The 22,926-nt window shown below is 47.7% G+C and carries 18 protein-coding genes; 3 read left to right on the top strand and 15 right to left on the bottom strand.

Going from position 1 to position 22,926, the window contains the following annotated elements:
* The 5 genes from RMO27_RS13690 to RMO27_RS13670 form a co-directional block, all read right to left on the bottom strand.
* Positions 1 to 1,115 (bottom strand): GH116 family glycosyl-hydrolase (locus tag RMO27_RS13690; RefSeq protein WP_309733388.1); only part of this gene is annotated, 1,115 nt, incomplete at its 3' end.
* Positions 1,116 to 1,194: 79 nt separating this feature from the next.
* Positions 1,195 to 2,817, bottom strand: a complete 1,623-nt coding sequence (locus tag RMO27_RS13685; protein WP_309733387.1) for a phospholipase D-like domain-containing protein — start codon at positions 2,815 to 2,817, stop codon at positions 1,195 to 1,197.
* A 253-nt stretch (positions 2,818 to 3,070) separates the two neighbouring features.
* Positions 3,071 to 4,114 (bottom strand): anthranilate phosphoribosyltransferase family protein, encoded by a 1,044-nt coding sequence (locus RMO27_RS13680; protein ID WP_309733385.1) that lies wholly within the window; start codon positions 4,112 to 4,114, stop codon positions 3,071 to 3,073.
* A 216-nt stretch (positions 4,115 to 4,330) separates the two neighbouring features.
* Positions 4,331 to 5,248, bottom strand: coding sequence for a LysR family transcriptional regulator (locus tag RMO27_RS13675; protein WP_309733382.1), 918 nt, complete (start codon positions 5,246 to 5,248; stop codon positions 4,331 to 4,333).
* 95 nt (positions 5,249 to 5,343) lie between these two features.
* Complete coding sequence (locus RMO27_RS13670) at positions 5,344 to 6,135, bottom strand: 3'(2'),5'-bisphosphate nucleotidase CysQ (RefSeq protein ID WP_396133712.1); 792 nt, start codon at positions 6,133 to 6,135, stop codon at positions 5,344 to 5,346.
* Between the two features lie 463 nt (positions 6,136 to 6,598).
* On the opposite strand from RMO27_RS13670, the gene RMO27_RS13665 reads away from it, so the two are divergent.
* The gene (locus RMO27_RS13665) at positions 6,599 to 6,937 is read left to right on the top strand and encodes a pentapeptide MXKDX repeat protein (RefSeq protein ID WP_309733377.1); all 339 of its coding nucleotides are present in this window, start codon (positions 6,599 to 6,601) and stop codon (positions 6,935 to 6,937) included.
* 151 nt (positions 6,938 to 7,088) lie between these two features.
* Here the strand turns inward: RMO27_RS13665 and RMO27_RS13660 are convergent, their stop codons facing one another.
* A complete protein-coding gene (locus tag RMO27_RS13660) occupies positions 7,089 to 7,922 on the bottom strand; it encodes an MOSC N-terminal beta barrel domain-containing protein (protein ID WP_309733375.1) in 834 nt (277 codons plus the stop codon).
* Positions 7,923 to 8,383: 461 nt separating this feature from the next.
* On the opposite strand from RMO27_RS13660, the gene RMO27_RS13655 reads away from it, so the two are divergent.
* Positions 8,384 to 8,782: a transcriptional regulator gene (locus RMO27_RS13655; RefSeq protein WP_309733373.1), complete on the top strand. Its 399-nt coding sequence runs from the start codon at positions 8,384 to 8,386 to the stop codon at positions 8,780 to 8,782.
* A 118-nt stretch (positions 8,783 to 8,900) separates the two neighbouring features.
* Here the strand turns inward: RMO27_RS13655 and RMO27_RS13650 are convergent, their stop codons facing one another.
* Both RMO27_RS13650 and glcD read right to left on the bottom strand, forming a co-directional pair.
* The gene (locus tag RMO27_RS13650) at positions 8,901 to 9,236 is read right to left on the bottom strand and encodes a cupin domain-containing protein (RefSeq protein WP_309733371.1); all 336 of its coding nucleotides are present in this window, start codon (positions 9,234 to 9,236) and stop codon (positions 8,901 to 8,903) included.
* A gap of 133 nt (positions 9,237 to 9,369) precedes the next feature.
* Positions 9,370 to 10,839: a glycolate oxidase subunit GlcD gene (gene glcD / locus RMO27_RS13645; protein ID WP_309733369.1), complete on the bottom strand. Its 1,470-nt coding sequence runs from the start codon at positions 10,837 to 10,839 to the stop codon at positions 9,370 to 9,372.
* 186 nt (positions 10,840 to 11,025) lie between these two features.
* On the opposite strand from glcD, the gene RMO27_RS13640 reads away from it, so the two are divergent.
* Positions 11,026 to 11,670, top strand: a complete 645-nt coding sequence (locus RMO27_RS13640) for a Crp/Fnr family transcriptional regulator (RefSeq protein ID WP_309733366.1) — start codon at positions 11,026 to 11,028, stop codon at positions 11,668 to 11,670.
* A gap of 168 nt (positions 11,671 to 11,838) precedes the next feature.
* On the opposite strand, the gene RMO27_RS13635 is transcribed toward RMO27_RS13640, so the two are convergent.
* The 7 genes from RMO27_RS13635 to mraY form a co-directional block, all read right to left on the bottom strand.
* On the bottom strand, positions 11,839 to 13,014 hold the full coding sequence (locus RMO27_RS13635) for a bifunctional sterol desaturase/short chain dehydrogenase (protein WP_309733365.1): 1,176 nt from the start codon (positions 13,012 to 13,014) through the stop codon (positions 11,839 to 11,841).
* Between the two features lie 115 nt (positions 13,015 to 13,129).
* Positions 13,130 to 14,596: an aminotransferase class I/II-fold pyridoxal phosphate-dependent enzyme gene (locus RMO27_RS13630; protein ID WP_309733364.1), complete on the bottom strand. Its 1,467-nt coding sequence runs from the start codon at positions 14,594 to 14,596 to the stop codon at positions 13,130 to 13,132.
* A 248-nt stretch (positions 14,597 to 14,844) separates the two neighbouring features.
* On the bottom strand, positions 14,845 to 18,162 hold the full coding sequence (locus RMO27_RS13625; protein WP_309733362.1) for a phycobilisome rod-core linker polypeptide: 3,318 nt from the start codon (positions 18,160 to 18,162) through the stop codon (positions 14,845 to 14,847).
* Between the two features lie 503 nt (positions 18,163 to 18,665).
* On the bottom strand, positions 18,666 to 19,046 hold the full coding sequence (locus RMO27_RS13620; RefSeq protein ID WP_309733360.1) for a cupin domain-containing protein: 381 nt from the start codon (positions 19,044 to 19,046) through the stop codon (positions 18,666 to 18,668).
* A 485-nt stretch (positions 19,047 to 19,531) separates the two neighbouring features.
* Positions 19,532 to 20,260 (bottom strand): L,D-transpeptidase family protein, encoded by a 729-nt coding sequence (locus tag RMO27_RS13615; protein WP_309733357.1) that lies wholly within the window; start codon positions 20,258 to 20,260, stop codon positions 19,532 to 19,534.
* 212 nt (positions 20,261 to 20,472) lie between these two features.
* Positions 20,473 to 21,657, bottom strand: coding sequence for a HEAT repeat domain-containing protein (locus RMO27_RS13610; RefSeq protein WP_309733355.1), 1,185 nt, complete (start codon positions 21,655 to 21,657; stop codon positions 20,473 to 20,475).
* 157 nt (positions 21,658 to 21,814) lie between these two features.
* Positions 21,815 to 22,903: a phospho-N-acetylmuramoyl-pentapeptide-transferase gene (gene mraY / locus RMO27_RS13605; protein WP_309733353.1), complete on the bottom strand. Its 1,089-nt coding sequence runs from the start codon at positions 22,901 to 22,903 to the stop codon at positions 21,815 to 21,817.
* Positions 22,904 to 22,926: the final 23 nt, after the last annotated feature.

The following is a 22,926-nucleotide window of genomic DNA, read 5'->3' as shown; positions in this document are numbered from 1 at the left end:
GAATGTTTGAGCGCAGTCCGCACCATCGCCCAACTATTTTCACCCGATCGACCGAAGAAATCGGTATAGCGACGATAATAATTTACGTCTTTGCCAAATTCGGTAACGGGGAAATCCCAAGCGAGAATAAACGGAATCTTTTTCGTTTGTCCGGGTTTAACAGTAAATCGAATTGTGATCGCAGCGGCAATTCTTTCCCCTGCTTTTGCGACACTTTCATCATCGATATCTGATAGCGAACCATCAGCAGCAAAACTATCCCAAATTTCGCCACCAGTCCCGATCGGGTTCCAGCGCGAATGATAAAATACTTCCAGACTGGGATTGGCAATACTCGCGATCGACCATTGTCCTTCACCTTCACTGGGCGTATCCGATTTATGGGCTTTATCTAATAAACAACCAACGCGATAATTATCGATAATCCACTGATTGTAATTCCCTTCACTTTCACCAATGCACGGTTGATAGTCATATACCGGACTACCATCATCGCGAATTTCTACCTGACTAGACGGACTACTATTGGCAAACCAACCGACGGTATTTTCCCAGGTGAGCATGATGCTCAGAGTAATCGGTTTGTCGGTAGGATTGTGAGCCGTCCATTCAAATACAGCGATCGGATATGAAGTCTCCTGATAATTATCCGCCCAAATCGGCGAAAACTGTTCGCAAGTTAATTGCGCCTGGAAGACGTTTTCATAACCGTACCAACTGCGCGGATATAAAGCTTGATAAGTACCTGTAGTTTGCCCTGTCAAGGTTGTTTTCGGATACCATTGCCAGCGATTCAAGCTGCCATCTTCAGGTACTTGCGTAGACATGGCATAAGCCTGAGACTCGCCATTCTCTGACTGCTCGAAGACACTAAATTGACAAGCCGAGAGGTTTTTAAAAACGTGTTCGCCGCCGTCGATGTGCCACAGATTGAACTCACCCCGATGCGATCTGCCGATACATCCCGCTCCAAATCCCCCCAATGGCATCCCATGAAAAGGGCCATCATCGAGATTGCTCTCGTAGCGAACTGTGTAGGGTTTTTCCCAGTCTTGATGAAACTGACGTTGCCAAGTAGCAGTAGGAATCGACGGACGTGGTGAGGGATTGAGCATATACAAAGCAGTTTGGGAGATGCAACTCCCCATTGTAGACTGCGATGTTAACCTCTAGTCTGCCTGTGGCGATCGAATTTTAAGCTTCAGCGTGATCGAATATTTCGATGAGTTTGTCGATGAGTTCGGGACTATCAGTTCTGAGTCCGACTTCACGTTCGCTAGAGCTAGTACTAGAAGTCAGATAATTGTGACTGCCCAACATCGCAAACTGGCGATCGCAAACCAAGAATTTTTCGTGAGTACCTAAAATTTTCAGCTTCAAAAGATCGGGATATTCAACCTGAAGTTCATATAGCCAAGGAATGGCACTATAAGCCCAGTCACTCGATGCTAATAGTCTTTCTTTTGATAATTGCGATCGATTGTTATTGGCATCATTTAAATGACCCCAACCGATCTCGATCGCTACGCCCCTACCTAGAGCAGCTTTAATCAGATCTTGGACGTCTAAATTGACAGCAAATTCTGTCAGCCAAGGACAAACTAGAATTAGCCGCTGTTGTGAATATTGTAAAGCTTGTAAAAATACCGTACGGCTCTCCTTTCTACCACAAATTAAATCGTACCCATAGTTTTTTGGCAATATTTGTTTGATGATCTCAAACCGATCCTCGACCTCTTGCTGAACTAGAGTGCCAATATTTTGCGCTGAGATTGCAGTGTTAATAATTTCGACGATCTCATGCTGCGGATAATTATCAATGCGATTAGTTAGATTCAGATTGTAATCGTGCAAATCACCGAGGCTAGCATCTAGATCGTTGACTCGATCGAGCAGATCGGTGGCGATCGCCCCATCTCCTAAAGATTGAATTTTGAGATTAGTTCGATCCATAAATTCCTGAAGCAGATCTTTATCTAAACTTAACTCGATCTGCTTCAGGATATAGTCAGTCTTCGTAGTGGACAAATCTGTTGAAACAAGTTCGATACTAGTTCTAATCTCGGCAATCGAGATCGGCTCTTGGCGGTCTGAAAAAGATTGCTCTAACTCTAAAAATCTCCAGCCAACTTGTTTAATTGAATCCTCGGCTACTTTAGAACTTTCTTCCAATAACTGAATTTTTGACTTAATCTGCTCGATCGATAAATAGATCGAATCACTTGGCTCCAAAAGATCCATGCTGAGATCTTCTAAGCGCGGAGATCGATCGATCTGGCTAGGATACTGGCGATTACTTCTGATTTCGTCAGTAGCTCGATCGATACCATTAGTACCTTGACGACGAGCAAATTGTTGCTCAAAATTGGAAAAGTTCAAACTGAGTTGCTTGAGTGAATCCTTAGTTAAGTCAATCTCGGTTAAGAAGGGCATGAGATCTTGACCTCTTTGCTCTAGTTTGTGCAAGGCTATGCTCAACCGTTTTAATTCTTGGCGATCTGTACTGAGGTGTTGTGCTAATTTCTCGAAATCACTCTTACTGACTGTCGGCGGAAAAGCATGAAGTTCAGATTGAATAGCTTGAGACTGCTTGACTACTGACTCGATCTCACTGGTAAACTGCTGCTCTAAATTAGCAAGGCGTTTTGTCACTTTACTCAATGCTTTTTGGCGATCGATTAAGCTCAATGATAGTGAAAGTGTGAGTGGCGCAGCGACATAAGCTATTTGCTGAGTAATCACTGCGGCTACAGTTCCCAGTGCTGACAACCCAATTGCCGTATATTCAATCCCAGTTAGACTTGTTTTGATATTCACGAGATCCCACCGCTTTCTATTCTAGAGCTAGCAATATGCTCTACTCTTATTCTGCTGGGAAATGGGCAAATCGGGATAAAAAAGCGATCGCGATCGTGATAGCGACCTTAAAGGATGTTTGGAAATACGGAGATCCCCCTAAATCCCCCTTCAAAAGGGGGACTAAGAGTCCGGTTCCCCCCTTTTTCAAGGGGGGCTAGGGGGGATCTTCTGGGGTTTGCGAGTGATACCCTTATACTTTCCAAACATCCTCTCACAGAGACTGCCGAATCCGCTCTAATTGGGCGATCGCCGCACCACTAGTTAGTAGCTCCTGTGCCAATTTCATCCCCGCAGCCATGTCATGAGCCGCTCCACAATGCCACAGATAAAAACCCGCATTCCAAAGGACTGAATTCAGGACTTCAGAAGGTTTGCCCGCCAGCACCAGGGCAAATTCAGCCATCATTTCGGGGTTAGCGAGTAGGGTTGGATTGATATTACTCAATCCATGGTCGTAATGATGGAGGAAAATCCGTGCTAATTCTTGCCCTTGCTGATGTACGCCCACGATCACGGCGCGATCGCGGGGCAGATCGGTACTGCCTTCTAAACCTTTAACTGTCGTAATTTTGTGCGGCGTCTCGCGCAACTGGGCGGCAATTAGTGCCATTTGTTCGGTCGGCGGGTGGACGTACCCAAAGATCAGATGCGCATCACCAGCATAAGGACACCATAATAATTCTAGGGTCGCGATCGGCGGACGTTTGCCGATTTGATCTCGATAAGGCGTCAGCCCTGCGGCTGTCGGAAAATGAGTCGGCGCGTAGATAAAACCCAAACCCGTCGTCGCAAAAGTCTGTTGGATGCGATCGAGTGACAACTGCGTCCAATCGATCCCCCATTCCTGCCAGATCTCGATTAGCGGCGTACCATATTTGGTCGGCATCCAATCCCCACCATGTAAAATTACGGGAATTCCCGCAGCAGTCATAATTAACGATACTAAAGGCGCAAGCGGCATCGTCCGCGATCGACCATCATACGGGATGCCAAAAATGACAGGCGATCTGGCGTGACTGGCGACAGGTTGCAATTGAGGGCCAATTTTGGCATAAGTATCCAACATTCCCGCTAGCTCTGCCCCAGTCGGTCGTTTGATCCGATGCGCGATCAAAAATGCCCCAATTTGAGCGGGAGTTGCTGTTTGCATCAGCATCATCTCCATTGCCGTGGCCGCTTCCTCTCGAGTTAAATTTTTTCCGGTGTGGGGTCCACTGCCAATTATTTGGACGAATTTCCGAAATCGATCGCTCATTCTAGAGGGTAGGGGGTATGGGTTGGATTTTTAAGCGGGGAGCAGAGAGCGGGGAGCGGGGAGCAGGGAGCAGGGGGACGAGGAGACTGGGAGACTGGGAGATCGTTCCAAATCTATCCACTATCCACTATCCACTATCCACTATCCACTATCTACTCCCTTCTCCCCTAAAGCCTAAAGCCTAAAGCCTAAAGCCTAAAGCCTAAAGCCTAAAGCCTAAAGCCTATCCCCTGTTAATTGCTCGCTAACTAAATCGCAAAAAAATTTAATCGGGGGAATCTGAAGTCTGTCGCTGCTGGTGACGAGGACGACTTGACGGGAGAGATTGATGCCGCTGTGGGGGATGGGTTCGATCGATCGAGCGGCCAAGGTGGGATCGTTGTGAATGTCGATTAGTGCCGATTTTGGCAATAGTGCAATTAGTTTTCCTTGTCTGACGACACCCCGAAAAGCATCTAGCGTGTTTAATTCTAACACTGCCTGGAGCGTGCTTCCCAGCTTGCTAAATTGTTCTTGCACCAGCCGCTGCATTCCATAGCCATCTTTGAAGACTACTTGGGGATATTTGACTAGTTCTGTCCAGGGTACGGGGGCGTAGGCTGCTAGGGGATGAGTGGCAGACATCAAAATCTCGATCGGCTCTTGATAAAGATTTTGGACGACCAGCTCGGAACTGGCGGTAATCATCCGATTATCCATGACGATCGCCACATCAACCAATCCATCGTTGAGGACTTTGAGAGCGCGATCGCTCCCCAAGGCGGTGACGCGCAGTTGGACATGGGGATAACGATCGCAAAACAGTTGCAAAATCGCTGGCAGCATGTGAGCGCACACGGAGTGAATGGCGGCGACGCTGAGTTCTGGTTGTTTGCCGACGAGGAGAGTTTCGATCGACTGATGTGCGAGCTGCCATTCTTGACAAATTTTCAATGCGTGGGGCAAGAGCCGTTCGCCCCCAACGGTGAGTTTAGCCTGATGATGGCGATGGAATAAGGCAATCCCCAGATCTTCTTCCAGCGATTGGATTTGGCGGCTGATCGTGGACTGAGTACAATCACAACGGCGCGCCGCTTGTTGAAAACTCCCAGTTTCCGTAATTGCTAAAAATGCCTGTAACTGTTCGATCCGCATAACTAGGCGTCGGGGGTAAGTACTACCCAATCTTTAAATCTATAAATATCATCACAAGTCATCAAACCTCAAACCTCAAGCCTCAAACCTCAAGCCTAAACACACGCATCCAAAAGTTGCTGATGCCATTTCCCAGTACTCGCAACTAGACAACCCCACTGACTGACATCGCCGCGATTGTACTTGAGAGCACTCCCATCTTGGTAAGTAAACTTGCCCCCTGCTTCGGTCAAAATCAGTTCAGGTGCCGCCAGATCCCAATCCTTGGGCGCGGAGGTACCTGAGAGCGATACATACATATCCGCACGGTGTTCGACGATCGCCGCAATCTTACAGCCGATACTACCGACTTTGAGCTGTTGCTGACAAGGCAGCCGTGCTAATAGCTCGATTAATTTTTTGCTGCGATGATTGCGACTGGCAACCACAACTAATTCATTCAAATTTTTTCCATCCGCTACCCGCACGGGTTTACGGATGCCATCGGGCGTAACTAGGTAAGTACCACCGCCAGCAATTGCCGCATACAATCGATCGGATTCGGGGATGGCGACAACTGCCAGGACTGGGCGATGTTGATACGTTAGCGCGATATGGATGGCATATTCGCCAGTTTTGTCGATAAAGTCTCGCGTCCCGTCTAACGGATCGATAATCCACACCCACTCTTGTGGCAGTTCCAGATCGTCAGCTTGATAACTCTCTTCGGTCAAATAGCCACAACTATCGCCACACATGGCTTGAATGCCCTCTAATAGATGTCGATCGACGGCTTTATCGGCGACAGTCACCGGGCCTTCGGCTTTATCCAGTACTTCTAGCTGTTCACGACTGCCTCGATAATAAGACTTTAAGATGATTGCGGCGGTCTGGCTTAACTCGATCATCCGTTCCAAGATATCGACTAAGGTCAGATCGGAAAGTGGTGATTTCACTGGTGTTGGGAGTTGGGGATGTAAATGTGTCGAAGTTATACTCTCGCTCACCATTCCATCATAGAGCCGTAGCGTTGACCGTGTGGATTGAGTCGCAAATTTATGCTGTTAACTACTCTTAAGTCCCAAACCGGCACCGATCGATCGGGCAACAGCTCGGACACGACTCAATCGAAACCAAACATCCAATTGACGTTTATTCGATCTATTCTCACAGAAGCAAGTCTCAGCAACGTTTTCTGGGCACATAGATAGATCTCGGTAGCCAGTGATTGTTCGGTTTCCACTATCTCCAACTCCCAAAACAATACGGTTTCCTGTGTCCTGTGCCCCTGAATTTTGCCACTGTCAGTGCTATGATAATATTTGTAACCGCAAGCCGGTTCCAAAAAAATCTAAGTGTGAGGAAATTTTAATGAACTGGAAAACTTTACTGGTAATCGCCAGCCTATCTTTGTCTGCTGGTTTGACTGCATGTAACAAAGAAGCTGCTGCTCCCGACGCTACTAAGACTGATACCACTACTCCCGCAGCTACTGAAACCAAGCCCGCTGATGCTGTTAAAGGCGCTGGTGATGCAATGAAAGACGGTGCTAAAGGCGCTACCGATGCAATGAAAGACGGTGCTAAAGGTGCTGGTGATGCAATGAAAGACGGTGCTAAAGGCGCTACTGATGCAATCAAGAGCACAACTACAAAAACTGAAGTCAAAACTGAAACTAAACCCGCTACTGATGCTCCTAAAAAACCTTAGTCGATCTGGTTTGATGAAGATCGGTCTTTTTTTAAAGGTTAGGTTTTCTTAAACAAAGCGGTTACCACCAACTTTATTGGCTCTAATCATGACTCAATAAAGTTGGTGGTATTTTTATTGGAGGATGTTCGATCTAATCCAATTGAAGAATTTAGCGATCGTCTACAGATGAGAGCATCAATCGATCGCCAGTATTTAAAAACTTACCAGCCTCAACAAGTGGAATCTGAGTATTGACAGCCAGTCGATAAAAATGATTGAATCTGGCGATATTAATTTCCGGTGGCAGTGTCTGTTGACGCTGCTGCGTAAATATCTGTTGAAATTTGGGAGTGACTGCACCACTAAGCGAATTACGAGTGGGAACGATACAACGTTGACAAGGATTGATGCCATAAAATTGGACATTTCCCAGTTGGAAATCAACTACTTCGTCTGGTGCGCCAAATAGTCGATCTTCCCAGAAAGCTGGCACCCCACTTAGCTCCAAATTAGTTCTAAATCGCCGGCGAACTTCGGCCAAATCTAAGTCTGTAAACCATTCACAAATCGCCTCCAAGGTAGCCGTACTGACGATCGTCGGGCTGTAAGCATTTAAGTCATCTGGAAACCCTGTAGTTGGATTTTCGATGATGCTGACAGCAAAGCCAAAGAACTGACTCAACCATCGCGATAATTCGGTTAATTCGGTGATAAGGCAGAATGTATAAGTACTCACATCATCCACTGTTTGGAGCTGAATTATCGATCGACAATCTGATTCCGAACCCGTATTAATCAAGTCAAATCGCGATCGTAACTGCTGAATTTTGGCTGTACGTTTTGCATTGACAACTTTACCCACAGCATCCACGATCGCCCACCGCCGATCGAATGCTAACGCTCCACCTGCGGAGATCTGAGATCGATCGACTACCATCCCATCCAAAGATTTGACTGGATAAATAACAATCTGCGTTAATGTTGCTTTGCTGTTAGCTGTCATCTCAAAATTAATCAGTTCGGGAGATAAATAGCATTATATAAGCGATCGATAATTATGTCGATCAATCTTCACTAGCATCAGATCGGAATCAAGGCAAAACTTAGCACTCGCAAGATCTAAGTCAATCTAAACACGAAGGTCTTGACACAATGCTCTCGTTTTGAAATCATAGATGTATTGAAGATCGCATCAACTTCTCACAAGCACCGATTTAATGGGTGGAGCGGGTCTACCAGCTTGTGAAATAGTTCTAATTATTGGAGCTATAGGTCGATCGACAAAAAATAACCCGTAGAGAATGTCTTGAGATCATATGGAAGTAAGTACTGTGGAAAAACAAAAAATAAATCCAAGAAAGTATCAGATAAATCATGCATTTAATTTGTATCTCAAAACTTCGTGTGGATCTAGCTGAATATGACAAAGATGATTGGAAAAACAATCCTTATTTTTAATAATGAATGACTCTTATATTAGACAGAGATAACTATCCACAGTTGTTAGCTGAATTTGTGCCTCAAGCGATCGATTCTGAGGCAGAATACGATCAGGCACTAGCGATCGCCGAACGGTTGACATTTAAACAGGATAAAACAGCAGCAGAAATCAAGCTTTCAAAGCTAATTGTTGTGTTAATTGAAGATTATGAAGCCGAGCATTATCCGATGGAGCATGTGACTCCACATGAACTTTTACAGCATTTGATGGAATCTAACAATACTCGTCAAGCCGATCTCGTCGGATTGATTGGTTCGCGGGGAGTTATGTCGGAAGTGGTGAATGGTAAAAGAGCAATAAGTAAAGCGCAAGCCAAGGCATTAGGTGAATTTTTCAATGTTTCTCCTGGCTTATTTATTTGAAAAATCTGTAGTTTGAGCTTCGTGCCTCGACCCAAACTACAAGATGTTTTTTTCATACGCCTTAAAAACACGAGTTTTAAAGTGAAAATCGCCAGCGATCGTCACTTTATGCGATCGTTCAAATCTCAAATTTTCCGTGAATAGCGAGCCAAATACAAGGAGGATCTGAACTGGTATAAGTCACTCGATGCTGATGGTGAGCGGGGATCAAAACATAGTCTCCGGCTTTGAGTTGACAGCGCGAACCATCTACATAGGTGAGTTCGGATTCACCTTGCAATAGTATTACCCACTCGTCTTGCGCTCCATCGTACCATCGATCTACTGGGGTGAATTGACCTGTAGAAATAATCCGTTCGATCGATACCGAGTCATTGTGGATGAGTGGCTCGAATATCTCTGCGGAAGATAAGTTAGGCGGTAAATTAAAGATGTTACCCGTTGGTGCAATCATTTTTATTTCGATCAAAGTAAGCTTGTGAGCAGACTTGCCTTGAGTGAGATCTGTAGATTGGGTTGCGGATGCGCACGTCTTTGTCTAGTTGCTCGATCCAACCTACAAGATTTTTACTCAATTCTCAATTAATTTAATATTGCTCGATCGCGGGAAACTTATGCCCAGAATTAGCTGACTCGCCACAGGTGCGAGGAGTCGGGATGATTTTACCTGGATTGGCTAATTCTTTGGGATTGAATACCGTGCGTACCCATTGCATCGTTTCTAGATCTGTCTCGGTAAACATCTCCGACATATAGCAACGTTTGTCCGCACCGATGCCATGTTCGCCAGAGATACTGCCGCCGACTTTGACGCAGAGTTTGAGGATTTCACCGCCTAAGGCTTCGACTTGTTCTAGTGCACCTTTAACGGAGTTATCGTACAAAATTAAGGGGTGTAAATTGCCATCGCCAGCATGGAAGACATTGGCAACAAAATATCCATACTTTTCACCCAGTTTGGCGATTTCTTGGAGCACGTAGGATAGTTGCGTGCGGGGAATCACCCCATCTTGGACGTAATAATCGGGACTGATTTTCCCCATTGCGGCAAAGGCGGCTTTGCGCCCCTTCCACAGCCGCAACCGCTCTTCTGGCTCTGTGGCGATCGTAATGTCGCGCGCCCCGTTCTCGCGGCAAATTTCAGCGATTCGGGCTTGATTGGTGGCGACTTCTACCGCCGAGCCGTCGATTTCGACGAGCAGAATGGCGGCGGCATCGCGGGGATAACATTTGGTAGCGACGACATCTTCGACGGCGTTGATACTGAAGTTGTCCATCATCTCGATCCCAGCGGGGATGATCCCCGCACCGATGATGCCGGAGACTGCGCTACCTGCCGCTTCAACGCTGGCAAAATCAGCCAGCAGGACGCAGATGGATTCGGGAGTTTTGAGGATTTTGAGAGTCACTTCGGTGGCGATGCCGAGGGTGCCTTCGGAGCCGACGAATAAACCCGTCAGATCGTATCCTGGCATTTCGGCGATTTCGCCACCGACATCGATGATTTCACCGCTGGGAATCACTAATTTTAAGCCGAGGACGTGGTTGGTTGTCACTCCATACTTGAGGCAGTGGACGCCGCCGGAATTTTCGGCAATATTACCGCCGATCGAACAGATAATCTGACTGGAAGGATCTGGGGCATAATAGAAGCCGCCGCCACTGACAGCTTGAGTCACCCAGTTATTGATGACGCCAGGTTGGACGACGACGCGTTGATTCTCCAAATCTACTTTGAGGATCTGATTCATTAATGCCGTGACAATCAACACGCAATTTTCCACAGGTAATGCGCCACCCGACAAGCCCGTCCCCGCACCCCGCGCGATCCAAGCTACATGATGTTCGTCGCAAATTTTGACCGCCGCTGCTACTTGCGCTGTCGTCTTGGGCAAAATCACTAGGGCGGGACGTTCGCGATAGCTAGTCAAACCATCGCACTCGTAAGTAATTAATTCTTCTCGCCGCTGAATGATGCCTTTAATACCGACAACTGCGGTTAGTTGTGCAATAATCGGTTTCCAGTTGAGTTCTGTCGATTTGTCGGCTAATAGCATAAGCGATGAGTAATGTAGTCGTTACTGCTGGCAAAGAGGGTTAATGAGAGTAGCCGATCGATAATTTAGGCTCTGCACTATCTACTATCCACTATTCGCCAACCACTATCCACTAGTCTTAATCTATCCATTACCTGGATTTTACCTTGACCGAGTAATCTGATTGCAGATTTTGGAGCGAAAATTATGCTGTCAATCGTTCAAAGTACAGACATTGATTACTCAACACAACAACAGCAACAACCTTCCGTACTTAACAAGCGGCTATATTTCCACACCAAAGGCGATGAAATCCCCTTATTTCCAGAGGGCGTGTGGCAAGTCACTCAAGGATTAGTGCAACTGAGTGCAAATTATGAAGATGGCGAGCAAGTCTTGTTTGGCTGGGCGGCTACTGGAGCCTGGTTTGGTACTCAAGGCTCGGAAGCTGTAGATTATCAGGCGATCGCACTATCCCCCGTCTATTTACGCTGGTTGCGACTGGATGAAATTGAGGGTTCGATGCGCTTGTCGCAGCTTTTGCTACCCCAATTAGTCAAGCGGATGCGTCAAGCGGAAATGCTACTGATTATCAACGGTCGCCGTCATACGGTGGAACGGTTAAAAGGTCTACTATCATTGCTCCGAGATGAGATGGGCGAATCGCTACCCAACGCTCAGACACGGATTAATTATAAGTTTACCCATCAACAGCTCGCTAGTGCGATCGGGACGACACGCGTTACTGTCAGTCGGATGATGGCGCAGTTTCAAGCCAAAGGTTTGATGACACTCGATCGACATCGGCATTTAATTCTGGATAATAGCTATTTTAGCAATATCGGTAATTAAGTTAGCTTTCGTCAGTGACTAAACGTTGGGGTGGTATCCATGTTATCGCTGACATATAAGTCAAAAAGGTAGTAGTAGGGGTAATTCATGAAGCGGCGGTTTTATTCGGAGGTTCCCTCCGAATAAAAAAACCGACAAGACATTACCCCTACTACTACCTTTTTTCTGTCATGAATCGGCAGCGATCTTATTGCGCTTGGTAAATAAGCGAAAATACAATGATTGACACGATTCTTTGATCGGAAAGAATAAATAAGTCAGCGGATTAATTGTGATGATAATATTCCGAAAATCTCGCTTGGCTAGAAAAATAATCGATCGAGCAACCCATCGTGCAGACATTACCCCATAAGGATTGAGCTGACTTTTGAATGGGCCTAAGACGAGTTTGCGAATGATACAGGGTGCATCCAATCGCTGAAGTGTAACTAAGTCCCCTAGTGTCCGTTTTGATAGTTCATACAAGGGGCTAAAGGCGGGATTTACTTCGGCTTCAGAGGTATTGATCCAGAGTTCTTTGGTCGCTCGATCGCTCGAAGCTGTCACCGTACTCAGAAATAATTCGGTTAATCGGATTATCGAAAAAGTATTGATTTCAAATGATTTGCTAACTGCGGCACCAGATCGATCTCCGTAGACATTTACACCATGATTGACGATCAAAATATCGATCGATTGCAAACGATCTAATAACTCAGATTCAGCACCCAATTGCCAAGTCAAAACTTGGACATCTCGATCGAAAATCGGGCTGGGATTGGTAGTGATGGCGATAACTTTCGCACCTTGCCCAGACAATTCCCTAACTAATTCCCGTCCCAAGGCACCTGAAGCCCCAGTAACTGCGACTACTTTACCTTTGAGCGAGAGACTAGTACCGATAATTCGATCGACCGAGGTAAAGTGTCCGGCATAATAAGCATTTGTTTCGTCGAAATGATGTCGCCAGTGATAGGTTCGATTTACGCGCCACTGAGCGGGAATCCCGACTAGATCTCCTGGCTCATGACTGAAATCGGTAAACATTAACATTCCCTGCGAACGTAATGCGGCGGGAATCAAAAAGGCAACAGAGTAGACACAACCCATCCACATCCAGGGGTTTTGAGTCAACCAAGCAATACTCGCTGACAAACTCACCATGCAGAGGGCTTCGGGGACATCATTGTAGAGCTGGGCTTTTTGATAAACCTCCATATTGGCGATCGAAAAATCCTTTCGATAGGCTTTGTGATGGAGTAAATGAAACTGCTTAATCGGTTGCCAATAATGTCCGGCGATATGATACAGATCTCGCACCACTTCCGCGAAGAGGATCGAGCATAGTCCTAAGATAAATTGCATGGTTGATGGATGCGATCGCCGTTGTCGTTGTACTGGGGTTGTCTAACTTACTTTATAACACCTGCCGATTAATTCCCATTCTGCACCGTGCGAACTCACTCACAGCAAGGCTAAATTAATGATCGACAATCGCGATCGTTGCTAATCCCAGATCGCTACAACCAGCAATTTCACCGCCTAAATCCAATACCTGTCGCAAGTAGTCTAGGGCTTCAGCAGTCACGATCTCCCCAGGCATCACCACCGGAATTCCTGGAGGATAGGGACAGATCGATTCGGCACTAATTTTACCAACCGCAGCCGCGATCGACACCCGTAGCTGCGGCGATCGATCGGCTTGGCGCGGGGTCATCGCTGTTGTTGTTAACATCTCCGCTGGTGGCTCGATCATTGGTAATTCGATCGCGAGATCTTGACGATAATTTGTCGCTAATTCGGTAAATGCCGCCACTAATCGATCGATATCTGTCAGCGTATTACCCAAGCTGATGATAAACGTCAAATGGCACAATGAGGGCAATTCGGCGACGACTCCCAGTCGATCAGTTAAAATCTCATCGGCAGCAAAACCAGTCAGATTTAAACCCGTGACTGTCACTGTCAATCGCGTCGGATCGAAATATTTACAGCCCGGTGTGGCGGGATCTAGTTCGACGACAGAGAGTCCCTCAATCTGCGCGATCCGCGCCCTGGCGATTTTGGCTAATTCGATCGTCTGCGACATCAATTCTTTGCCCTGCAAGGCCATTTGTTGGCGGGCGGCATCGAGGGAGGCTAGGAGTAAATAACTCGGACTGGTAGTTTGAATCGATCGCAAACAGCGACTGAGCAGATCTCGATCGATCCAATTGCCCCGAACGTGTACCATTGCCGATTGGGTTAGCGCACCCAACAACTTATGCGTCGATTGTACGCTCAGATCTGCGCCGAGACTCAATGCTGATGGCGGGAGATCGGGATGAAAGCCAAAATGCGCGCCATGAGCCTCATCGACTAACAGCGGGAGATCGTAACTATGCACGATCTCCGCAATGGCACCCAAATCGCCACCGGCACCGTAATAAGTCGGATAGACCATCATCACAGCCTTGGCATCGGGATGCTGCTCTAAGGCGAATTCAACCGCCGCTGGCGTGATGCTATGAGCGATATCCAAGTCTCGATCGTAGATGGGATTCACAAATACTGGTACCGCGCCAGCATGAATGATGCCAGCAATCGCTGAGGAATGGATATTACGCGGCAAAATCAGCTTGTCCCCGTCGCCACAAGTCGCCAAGATTGCGGCGATGACGCCAGCCGTCGAACCATTAACCGAGAACCAGGTTTGTTGTGCGCCAAATGTTTGGGCGGCCAGTAGTTGTGCTGACTCGATCGCGCCATTAGGTGCGTGGAGATTGTCCAGTCCTGGCAACTCTGGCAGATCCCAACCAAATACTCGATCGCCCCACGGATGTTTTAGCAGCGGATTCATACCCAGTCCCCGCTTGTGTCCTGGGGTGTAAAACGGCGCGTGGGCGATATCAACCCATTCCTGAAGGGCATCGATAATCGGGGTTTGAGCGGGATCTAGTTGGGACATTTTGAGTTGGGAGTTGGGAGTTGCGACTGAAATCACGCGGAGGTTCCCTCCGCATGTGTTTCAGTCAAGACAGGGAGTTGGGAGTTGCGGCTTTGCCGAGGAGCGCGAGATCAGACAGGGAGTTAAGCGTAAAAAAATAGGTGAGAAAAATTTCTCACCTATCTGGGATTTTTCGATCGAGATTTAGGGTTCGAGCGAGTGGATTTTAGCTAATTGGGATGTAGCTTTAAACTGTCAATTGTCAACTTTTAGTTACCAGCAGCTAAAGACGGCGAACGGTGATAAGGTACGACATCTTCACCGAAGTAGCGGGAGTATTCGACGCTATCGACCATCAGATTGACTGCGGCACCAAAACCGCGCTCGGCGATGACCCGATTATAATCGGAGATCTCTGCTTGATTGAGTGGCGCGCGACCCAAGAGGTGACGGAATAAAAATTCGATCGCCTTAGTATTGGGGTAAGGAGTGTAGAAGCGATCGATATACGCATCCGAACTCACTAAGGTCGCCACAAACTGCCGCATGGAGATTTGGCCGGTGCGCACTTGGCTCTCTAAATCTGCACGCCGGAACTGTGCGGGAATTTCACCATTACTGAGATCCATCACATGGATATATAGCGATTCGATCGCCAATGTCGCTTCAGTTTGGCTCGTGCTAGCATTCATCCGAAAAATGCGGGCACAATCGCGAGCAATTTGCGCCGTGTTCGCTAGGCTAGGCTCCGTCATGGTCAGACTAGAGGAACGACCCAAAGAGACTAGCTCAGACTCCTTCTGACGGGCAGCAGCCGCATTATCGGCGATCGCTTTGCCGGTCATCGGCAGCTTGGCCATATCCATCCGAGGCTTGATCGTATCAAAACTCGGTACCACAACTTGCTTATCTTGCTTAGTAAGTTTGTTGTAGAGGGTTTGAGTGTTGGGATAGTTGGCAGCAGGCAAGGTCAAGAAGCGGTTGTAAGGCACGACATCTTCACCGAATACTTGAACGTATTCCGCACCATTGACCATGGCACCGATACAGGCTTTAATCCCCGCAGTGGCCAGGATTTGGTTGTATTTGCGAATTTCGGCTTGATCGAGGGGCGCACGTCCGAGGAAGTGTTTGGTCGCAAGTTCGATGACCTTGGTATTGGGGTAGGGAGTATAGAACTCTTTGAGGTACAACCCAGAACAACCGAGTCCTTCGATGAACTCTTTGAGGTTGATCTCCGAGTTACCGAGCTTACTTTCGAGCGCGCTAAACTCATTAGCCACGATATAGGGTTCGATATCCCGCTCGAACACTTGACGATAAGCAGCGCGAATCACAGTTTTGAGCTGTGTTTTATCGACAGCTTGAGTCAGCTTGAAGATCTTAGTTTGTTCGCGTTTTTTGCTGACGCCTTGGTTGATGCGGAATTCGATATCGGGCTGAGAACGATTGTTTTTGGTCGCACCGAGTTCGACAAATCGAGGTGTAGCTTCGGATTGAGCCTGAGTGACGATCCCGACACCCGTATCGGCGATACTCCCGACTCGCAGATTCCGGCCACTGACACCCGCAGGGGTGAGGTAGCGGTTGTAAGGCACCATGTCTTCGTTGAAACTCTCGCTATACTCTACCGAGTCGATCATCTCATCGACGATCGCATAGAAACCTTTTTTGGCGGCGATGTCAAAGTATTTATTCATCTCCTGACGACCGTAGGTCGGCCGACCGAGCAGACGGCGGTGGATGAATTCGATCGCTTTACAGACGTAGAACTTCGTCCAGTAGGTATTGCGGAAATTATCAGATTTGGCGAGCGCGCGGACGAATTCCCGCACAGAGATATCACCATTTTCGAGCTTGATTTCCTCAACCTTCAGGCGTTGTCCTTCATAGACATCCCGACCCATTACTTGCAGATAAATTGCTTTAATTACTGCTTGGGTCGAACTTTCGGTGAAGGAGGTGCTGCGACCTTGGCTAGTTTTGGATTTTTTACCAATGCCGGTAAAGCCAGGTAATTGATCGAGTTTGAAGGTTTTTGCCCCCAAGGAACCAGGGGTAACTCCCCGCGCGCCAGGATTGCTCAGTTGATTATTGATCCCTGGCCCTTGAGCGATCAGAATCCGGCGCGTATCTTTACCGAATGGTGCTGGCGAGTTGCTAGGATTGCGAGTTTCTTTGGGGAAGATCGCACCAAACTGAATTTCTAGCGGATCGTTGCCCGAACCGTAGACGTGTTGGTCGGCTAATGGTCGCTCGTAAGCTGCAAAGGTGGTCAGGAACTGCGGAATCTTGCGGAACGGTGCGCTGTAATTGAACAGGTTTTGTTGTGGCCCCCAGTTGCGACATTCTTGGGCTTCTTGACCCAAACCGCGAATGTAAGGTACTGTTTCTTCGCCAAAGTAGTCAGAGTACTCGGAAGAATCTACCAAAGCATCTACCAGACCATTTAAGCCCTTAGCGGAGACGATGCTAAAGTACTTCTGGACCTCTTCACGGGAGGACGGCCCGCGACCGAGAATGTGCCGGAAGGCGAGTTCTAGTGCCCGACTATTGATGTAGGGTTGGAAGAAGTTTTTCTGATACAGGGGCGATTTGGCCAAGCGGCGGACGAATTCCTTCATCGAGATTTCGCCATTTTTGACTTTCGATTCCAAGTCGGAAACCGATAAGCTGTAAGCGCGAGTGATGTCTCTTTCAAAGATCTGGCGGTAGGCCGCTTTGATGACATCGTTTTTCTCAACCCCCGCCAGACCTGGTTTCATCGCATACTTGACACGACGTTCGGCAGCAGCAGCGTAGAGCTGCGGCAATTCTAGCCCCTGTTGGTCGTCGGAAGGACGCTGCCGGAGTTTGTTGGCTGGTGCCGAGGCTTTAAACTCATTAATCAGGATTTCAAAATACTGGTTGATAATATCTTGAGCTTCTTTGTCTTTGCTAAAATAGCCGATCGAACCCGCCCGCATCTCTTGCAGGGCAACGATCGTCGCGGGAACAGAGCAAGCATTTTGAATGATTTCTCTTAAGCCGCGCGTATTCACCGTAATGATATTTGGGTCGCCAGCGACGATCGCATAAGTCACATAACGGAGAAACCAACTCATATCCCGTAAGGATTTCTGCATATTTGCAGGGCCATACAAGGAGATATTAATCGGCTGAAAACCTTGGGGAATCGCCCCCGCACCAGTGGCCGTAAATAGAGACGTGAGATTAGAGAAGAAGCCGCCTTTGGCTTCGACAAAAGTTACAGTTCCCAGTGTAGACTCAGTTTGCTTGGTACCGCTCGCAAAAGTCGTCGCTACTTTTGGTTCGGAAACCACTGGCTTTTCCAAAAAGGCCATTGGCGATCCGCCGACAAAAATCCGGTTCGCCGCGCGGGAGACAATCAAGTCAGAATTATCAGTGATAATTTTGGCGATGTCGATCCGTTTGGCTCCAGACTGAAAGTAGCTGTTTAGCTCGCTCAGTTCGCCGATTGCGGGAAACCGATCTTGCTGCTCTGCTTGCGAAATGGTCGCAACTGGTAGTGTTTGATATAAATTTGGACGGGATAGAGAGCCGCCACCACTTGCCTTAACACTCATTAGATCCTAAATCTCCCAACCGAATATTTTTTTACTGCATTAAGCCTAATCGAGTACCGAGCGATGGTTTATTACCTGCTCTGCCGATGGTTGTAGCAGATGGGGATCGGTTGTCGATCGCGGCGATCTTCAGCCAAACACTCATCTCATGCCCACTAGCCAACTGGAAGGTCGAGTGTGAGTCTACATCACGATCGTTAACTCGATCGAAGTTTGAATAAATCGGGTCTGTCGAGATGTTTAATCTCGGTTTCCCGCCGATAAAAATTGTCGCTAGCAAAACCAGGACAGCTCTTAGATTAAAACGTTTCGCTTACCGATAGTTTGTTTATGAAGAAGTGTGTAGAGATCGAACTCCCTAAAAAGTGGTCTGCAAAAGATCGTAGAGGATTGGCGGGAGAATATTAGAAAAAAGATAAGTTTTGTTACAGAAGCACAGGGTGGGAGGTGGGAGGTGGGAAGTGGGAGGATTGTTCCGAGATTGATCGCCTACCCTCTACCCTCTACCCTCCATACGCTACACATGAACCTGTATCTACCAGTTCATAGCCAGCTTCAGATGGGGAGACGATCGAGATAAAAATTAATGGCTCATCACTATCATTAATCACACCATGCACGGCTCCAACTGGGGCGATGACCACATCCCCCATTTCGATCGCGGTAGTTGTGCCAGCTCGATCGAGATAATATTCGCCCCGACCAGATAGTACCGTCCAAGTATCTTGGCCGTAGGGATGGCGATGTGCGGGAATTTTTTGGTGCGCTCCCACATACCAAGCGACCACAGTGGCATCGGCTGTGGCAGTCACGACCGAACGGATTGGTTCGAGATCGCTCGGTTGCAAAAATCGAGCACTCTTAAAGATGCGATTGATGTCCATTAGCTAGCAAATGACAGAACTGTTAAACTTATCTCACTGATACCGAGCTGTGGCGATCGATTGCTGTCAATCTTGATACTTAATTTCTAGATCTTCTCAGTTTTAGTTTCTAATCTCTGTAAGTCTAATCTCTGTAGGATAGATATTTTAATTTACAAATATCGACATTCGCAGTGTATGAATTTCTCTATCGATCGGTAGAGAGGATCGACACAACGCCGATCCAACCAGGTTATAGCTGCTAAAACTTGCTGTGCGCCGATTCGATTTATTAATACCGATCGATCGAATCGGCGCACTTTGCACAGGGATATTAATAAATAATAACTAATGTCGATCGCTGGAACTTTTGCGAGATTGAATCCATCTGTACTAGGGTATAGGTTGAGTAGTTGAATTCCATTTAAGTAGAATAAAAATTCAAGGAGTGGAAACTAAGTTTCCACTCCTTTTTTCTAGATTTAATTTAGTAAGTAATCATGAAACTACTCATCTACAACTTTAACTGTCGTCCCGACCTTCACTAATGGATATAGTGCTTTGACATGCCGGTTGTACATCCGCACACAGCCATTAGAAGCGGCTGTACCGATCGATTTGATATTGGAAGTACCATGAAAACCAATCATGTCCTTACCATCAGTCCAAAAGCCAATCCACCGCGATCCAAGTGGGTTTTCTTTGCCCGGTAAGAGCACCTCACCAGTTTTAAAACTCGTCCAGGCTGGATTTTTGATTTTTTCCATCACTTGCCATTCACCTGTCGGCGTTTCTCGCCCTTTTTTGCCGATGGCAACTGGGTATTTATTGAGCAGCTTGTCCCCTCGATATATATAGACCCGCTTTTCTTTAAGTTTGAGGATCAGACTGACCACGTTTTCGACTGGCGGTCGCTCGTTATTAGCAGACACAGGCTTGGTGGTGGAGTTTGGGGCTGCGGTGGGGAGGGGATTATTCCCTGGGGTTGCTTTCGTTGGTGTTACGAGAGTTGACTCTCCCGTTGGTACCGCTCGCAGATCTCGTTGTGGCTGCCGTGGTGCTGCTGGAGAGTTGCTCGCTTTCGCTGGTGGTTCTAGTGCTAATAATGCTGGCGATTGGGTATTTGGGCTGGTTGGGTGATAAGTTTCGGCGTAAAGCTTGGTGGGGAGTGTCGCCAACAGCGCAGCGATCGCGAGTCCAGTCCTAAATATTAGAGCAGTTGAGAATCGGGACATGATTGAACTTAGTTTACTCTAAAAAGTTGAGTGGTAATATCGATACAATTGCAATTAGCTTACCCACACGATCGAGAGATCGATATCGCTTTTACAATTTAACATTGAGGTTTTGACTGTGGCAATCGATGCAACCGATCGCCAATCGCAACTTCACGATCGATTCAGAGATCATCATGGTGGCAAGACTGGCTGATAAGTAACTCTTTAAGTCAAATAGTCGATGATAATTTGGCGATTGCAGTGTGAGCATGGAGTCTGACTCGATCGTCTGGATCGGTGAGTAATTGCTCTAAATCTGGGACGGTAGCTAGATTCCCCAGGTTCCCCAAGGCGGTGGCAATCTCTTGTTTGACAATCGATGGCAACGGTGTAGCGGCGAGGTGGGACGATCGCCAATAAGCCACCAACTGTTGACTGGCGTATGTGCGTTCGCGCTCTGTTTTGCCGATCGCGATCATCAGTTCTGGTGCAAATGGATCTGTCTGAGTTAGTGCGGCAATTAGGACATCGATCGCGGGTTGGGTGCCGATCCAGCCTAAAGCCAAGATGACGGCAGATTTGAGTCGATCGGGTGTTTGTGAAGAGCCGAGGACTTTTGCAAGTAATGGAACGACACCAGGATCGTTCACTCTAGCTAACCCTCGTGCTGCGGCTAGACAGACTTCGAGATTTAGGTCGAATAATAACGGCTGCAACCGATCTAGTAAATTTAGTTCGGTGGCGAGATCGCCGCGCAGACATAGAGCAACTACCGTCGCTTTGCGTACGCTAGCGGAGACATCGGTAAGTTTGGAAATCAGCAGCGGTAGAACGCGCGGATCGTGGAAACTACCCAAGGCTTCGATAACTAGAGTGCGGATCTGGGGATCGGGATTGTCAACTAATTGTAATAATGGCTCGATCGTCTGGGAATGACGAATTCGCGCCAGAGTCCCCACCGCCAAGGCGAGTTGGGAAGATCCACCCGCTGCGGTGGGAACTAAGAGTGCAGTGAGAGCGGCGATCGCGGGTGTACCAATTTGAGCTAGAGCACCAGTCGCGATCGCCGTTAGTTCTGGGTCTTCATCTTGTTGAATTAAGGTGACGAGGGCAGCGATCGATTGTGGTTGATTAAATCCGCCCAAAATTCGCCCTGCTGCCCACCGATCTTCCAGATCGATGTCAGGGTTGTTAACCAGTTCTATCAGTGGTTGGAGGGCAATCTCACCTAGTTTGGGGATGATTTTGGCGATCGTCCACTGCTGTTCGAGATCGCCGTGGAGCAATACTTGTAGTGCTAAATCTAAAACTCGATCGTTATCTTTGAGTCGATCGAGTGGGAAGTCTTGGAGACAGTCGATAACACTCGACCACATCCCGTTATCTGCTGCGGCAATCGCTCGGCTGAGATCCATAAGTTGGGAGTTGGGAGTTGCGACTGAGATCACGCGGAGGTTCCCTCCGCATGTGTTTCAGTCAAGACAGGGAGTTGGGAGTGGGGAGCGGGGAGCGGGGAGAGAACGCAAGCGTCCTTAATTAACTCCCAACTATCAACTATCAATTATCAATTATCTACCTACTTGCCCAAGCAAGACCGACTAACAGCATCTCGATCGCATAAAACATGCCGACTACTTGAGTTTCCGTCCAACCACTCAACTCTAGATGATGGTGGATCGGTGCCATTTTAAACAGTCGCTTGCCTTTGCCATCAGCATCTTTAGTAGCTTTGTAATATCCGACTTGGAGGACTACCGAGAGGGACTCGATCGCAAAAATTCCACTGATGATAAACAGCACCCAGAGATTCTCGGTGAGAATCCCCACTGCGGCGAGTGCGCCACCGAGCGCGAGCGAACCAGTGTCGCCCATGAACACCTTCGCTTTGTTGCGATTGTGGACGACAAAGCCGAGATAACTACCACTCAGACAGATACACAAGATCGCTAAGCTTGGCTCTTTGGGTAAGATAATCGCCGCCAAACCCGCGAGGGCGATTGCCCCCGTGCCACCAGCCAAGCCATCAACACCATCTGTCAGATTGGTCGCATTACTTTCAGCTAGCAACGCAAAGATGGCGACGCCCCAAAAGAATAATCCTAAAGGTAAGACGATATTCAGGGGTAAATGAACATTGGTAATCGCATGACCGCGACTATAAAAAGCCCAACCACAAAAGGCGATCGCGATCGCGGCTTGCAATGCTAATTTCCCCTTGGGAGTTAGACCTTCGTTTTTGCGATTACTCAAACTTTTCCAGTCATCCACGCCACCGATCGCCAAATAGCTCAAACTTGTGACCGCCACGGCGATCGCATCGGGATTAAACTGCGACCAGACCACGCCTAAAACCGCGCCGACTGGTACGACAAAAACGCCGCCCATCGTGGGCGTGCCAGCTTTTTTGAGGTGTGCTTGGGGGCCATCCTCACGGATAAATTGACCCATTTTCAATTGCTTGAGCATGGGAATGGCTTGAAAGCCGATCGCGGCTACCAATGCAGTAGACACCAAAAATGGTAAGAGTAGAGATGTCATCAGACTCTCACCCTGCTGCCAGTTCAACCCCAACAATGCGCCCGTCAAGACAGTAGCTAATCCAATTAGTAAGACAGTGCCCGTAGGATTAAAACCCCTGACAGATGCTGATTTACCCTCCATCTATATTCCTCCGAGGTAATTTC

Source organism: Chamaesiphon sp. OTE_75_metabat_556, from assembly GCF_031378165.1.
GTDB lineage: Bacteria > Cyanobacteriota > Cyanobacteriia > Cyanobacteriales > Chamaesiphonaceae > Chamaesiphon.
This window is presented reverse-complemented; position numbering and strand designations above follow the sequence as displayed.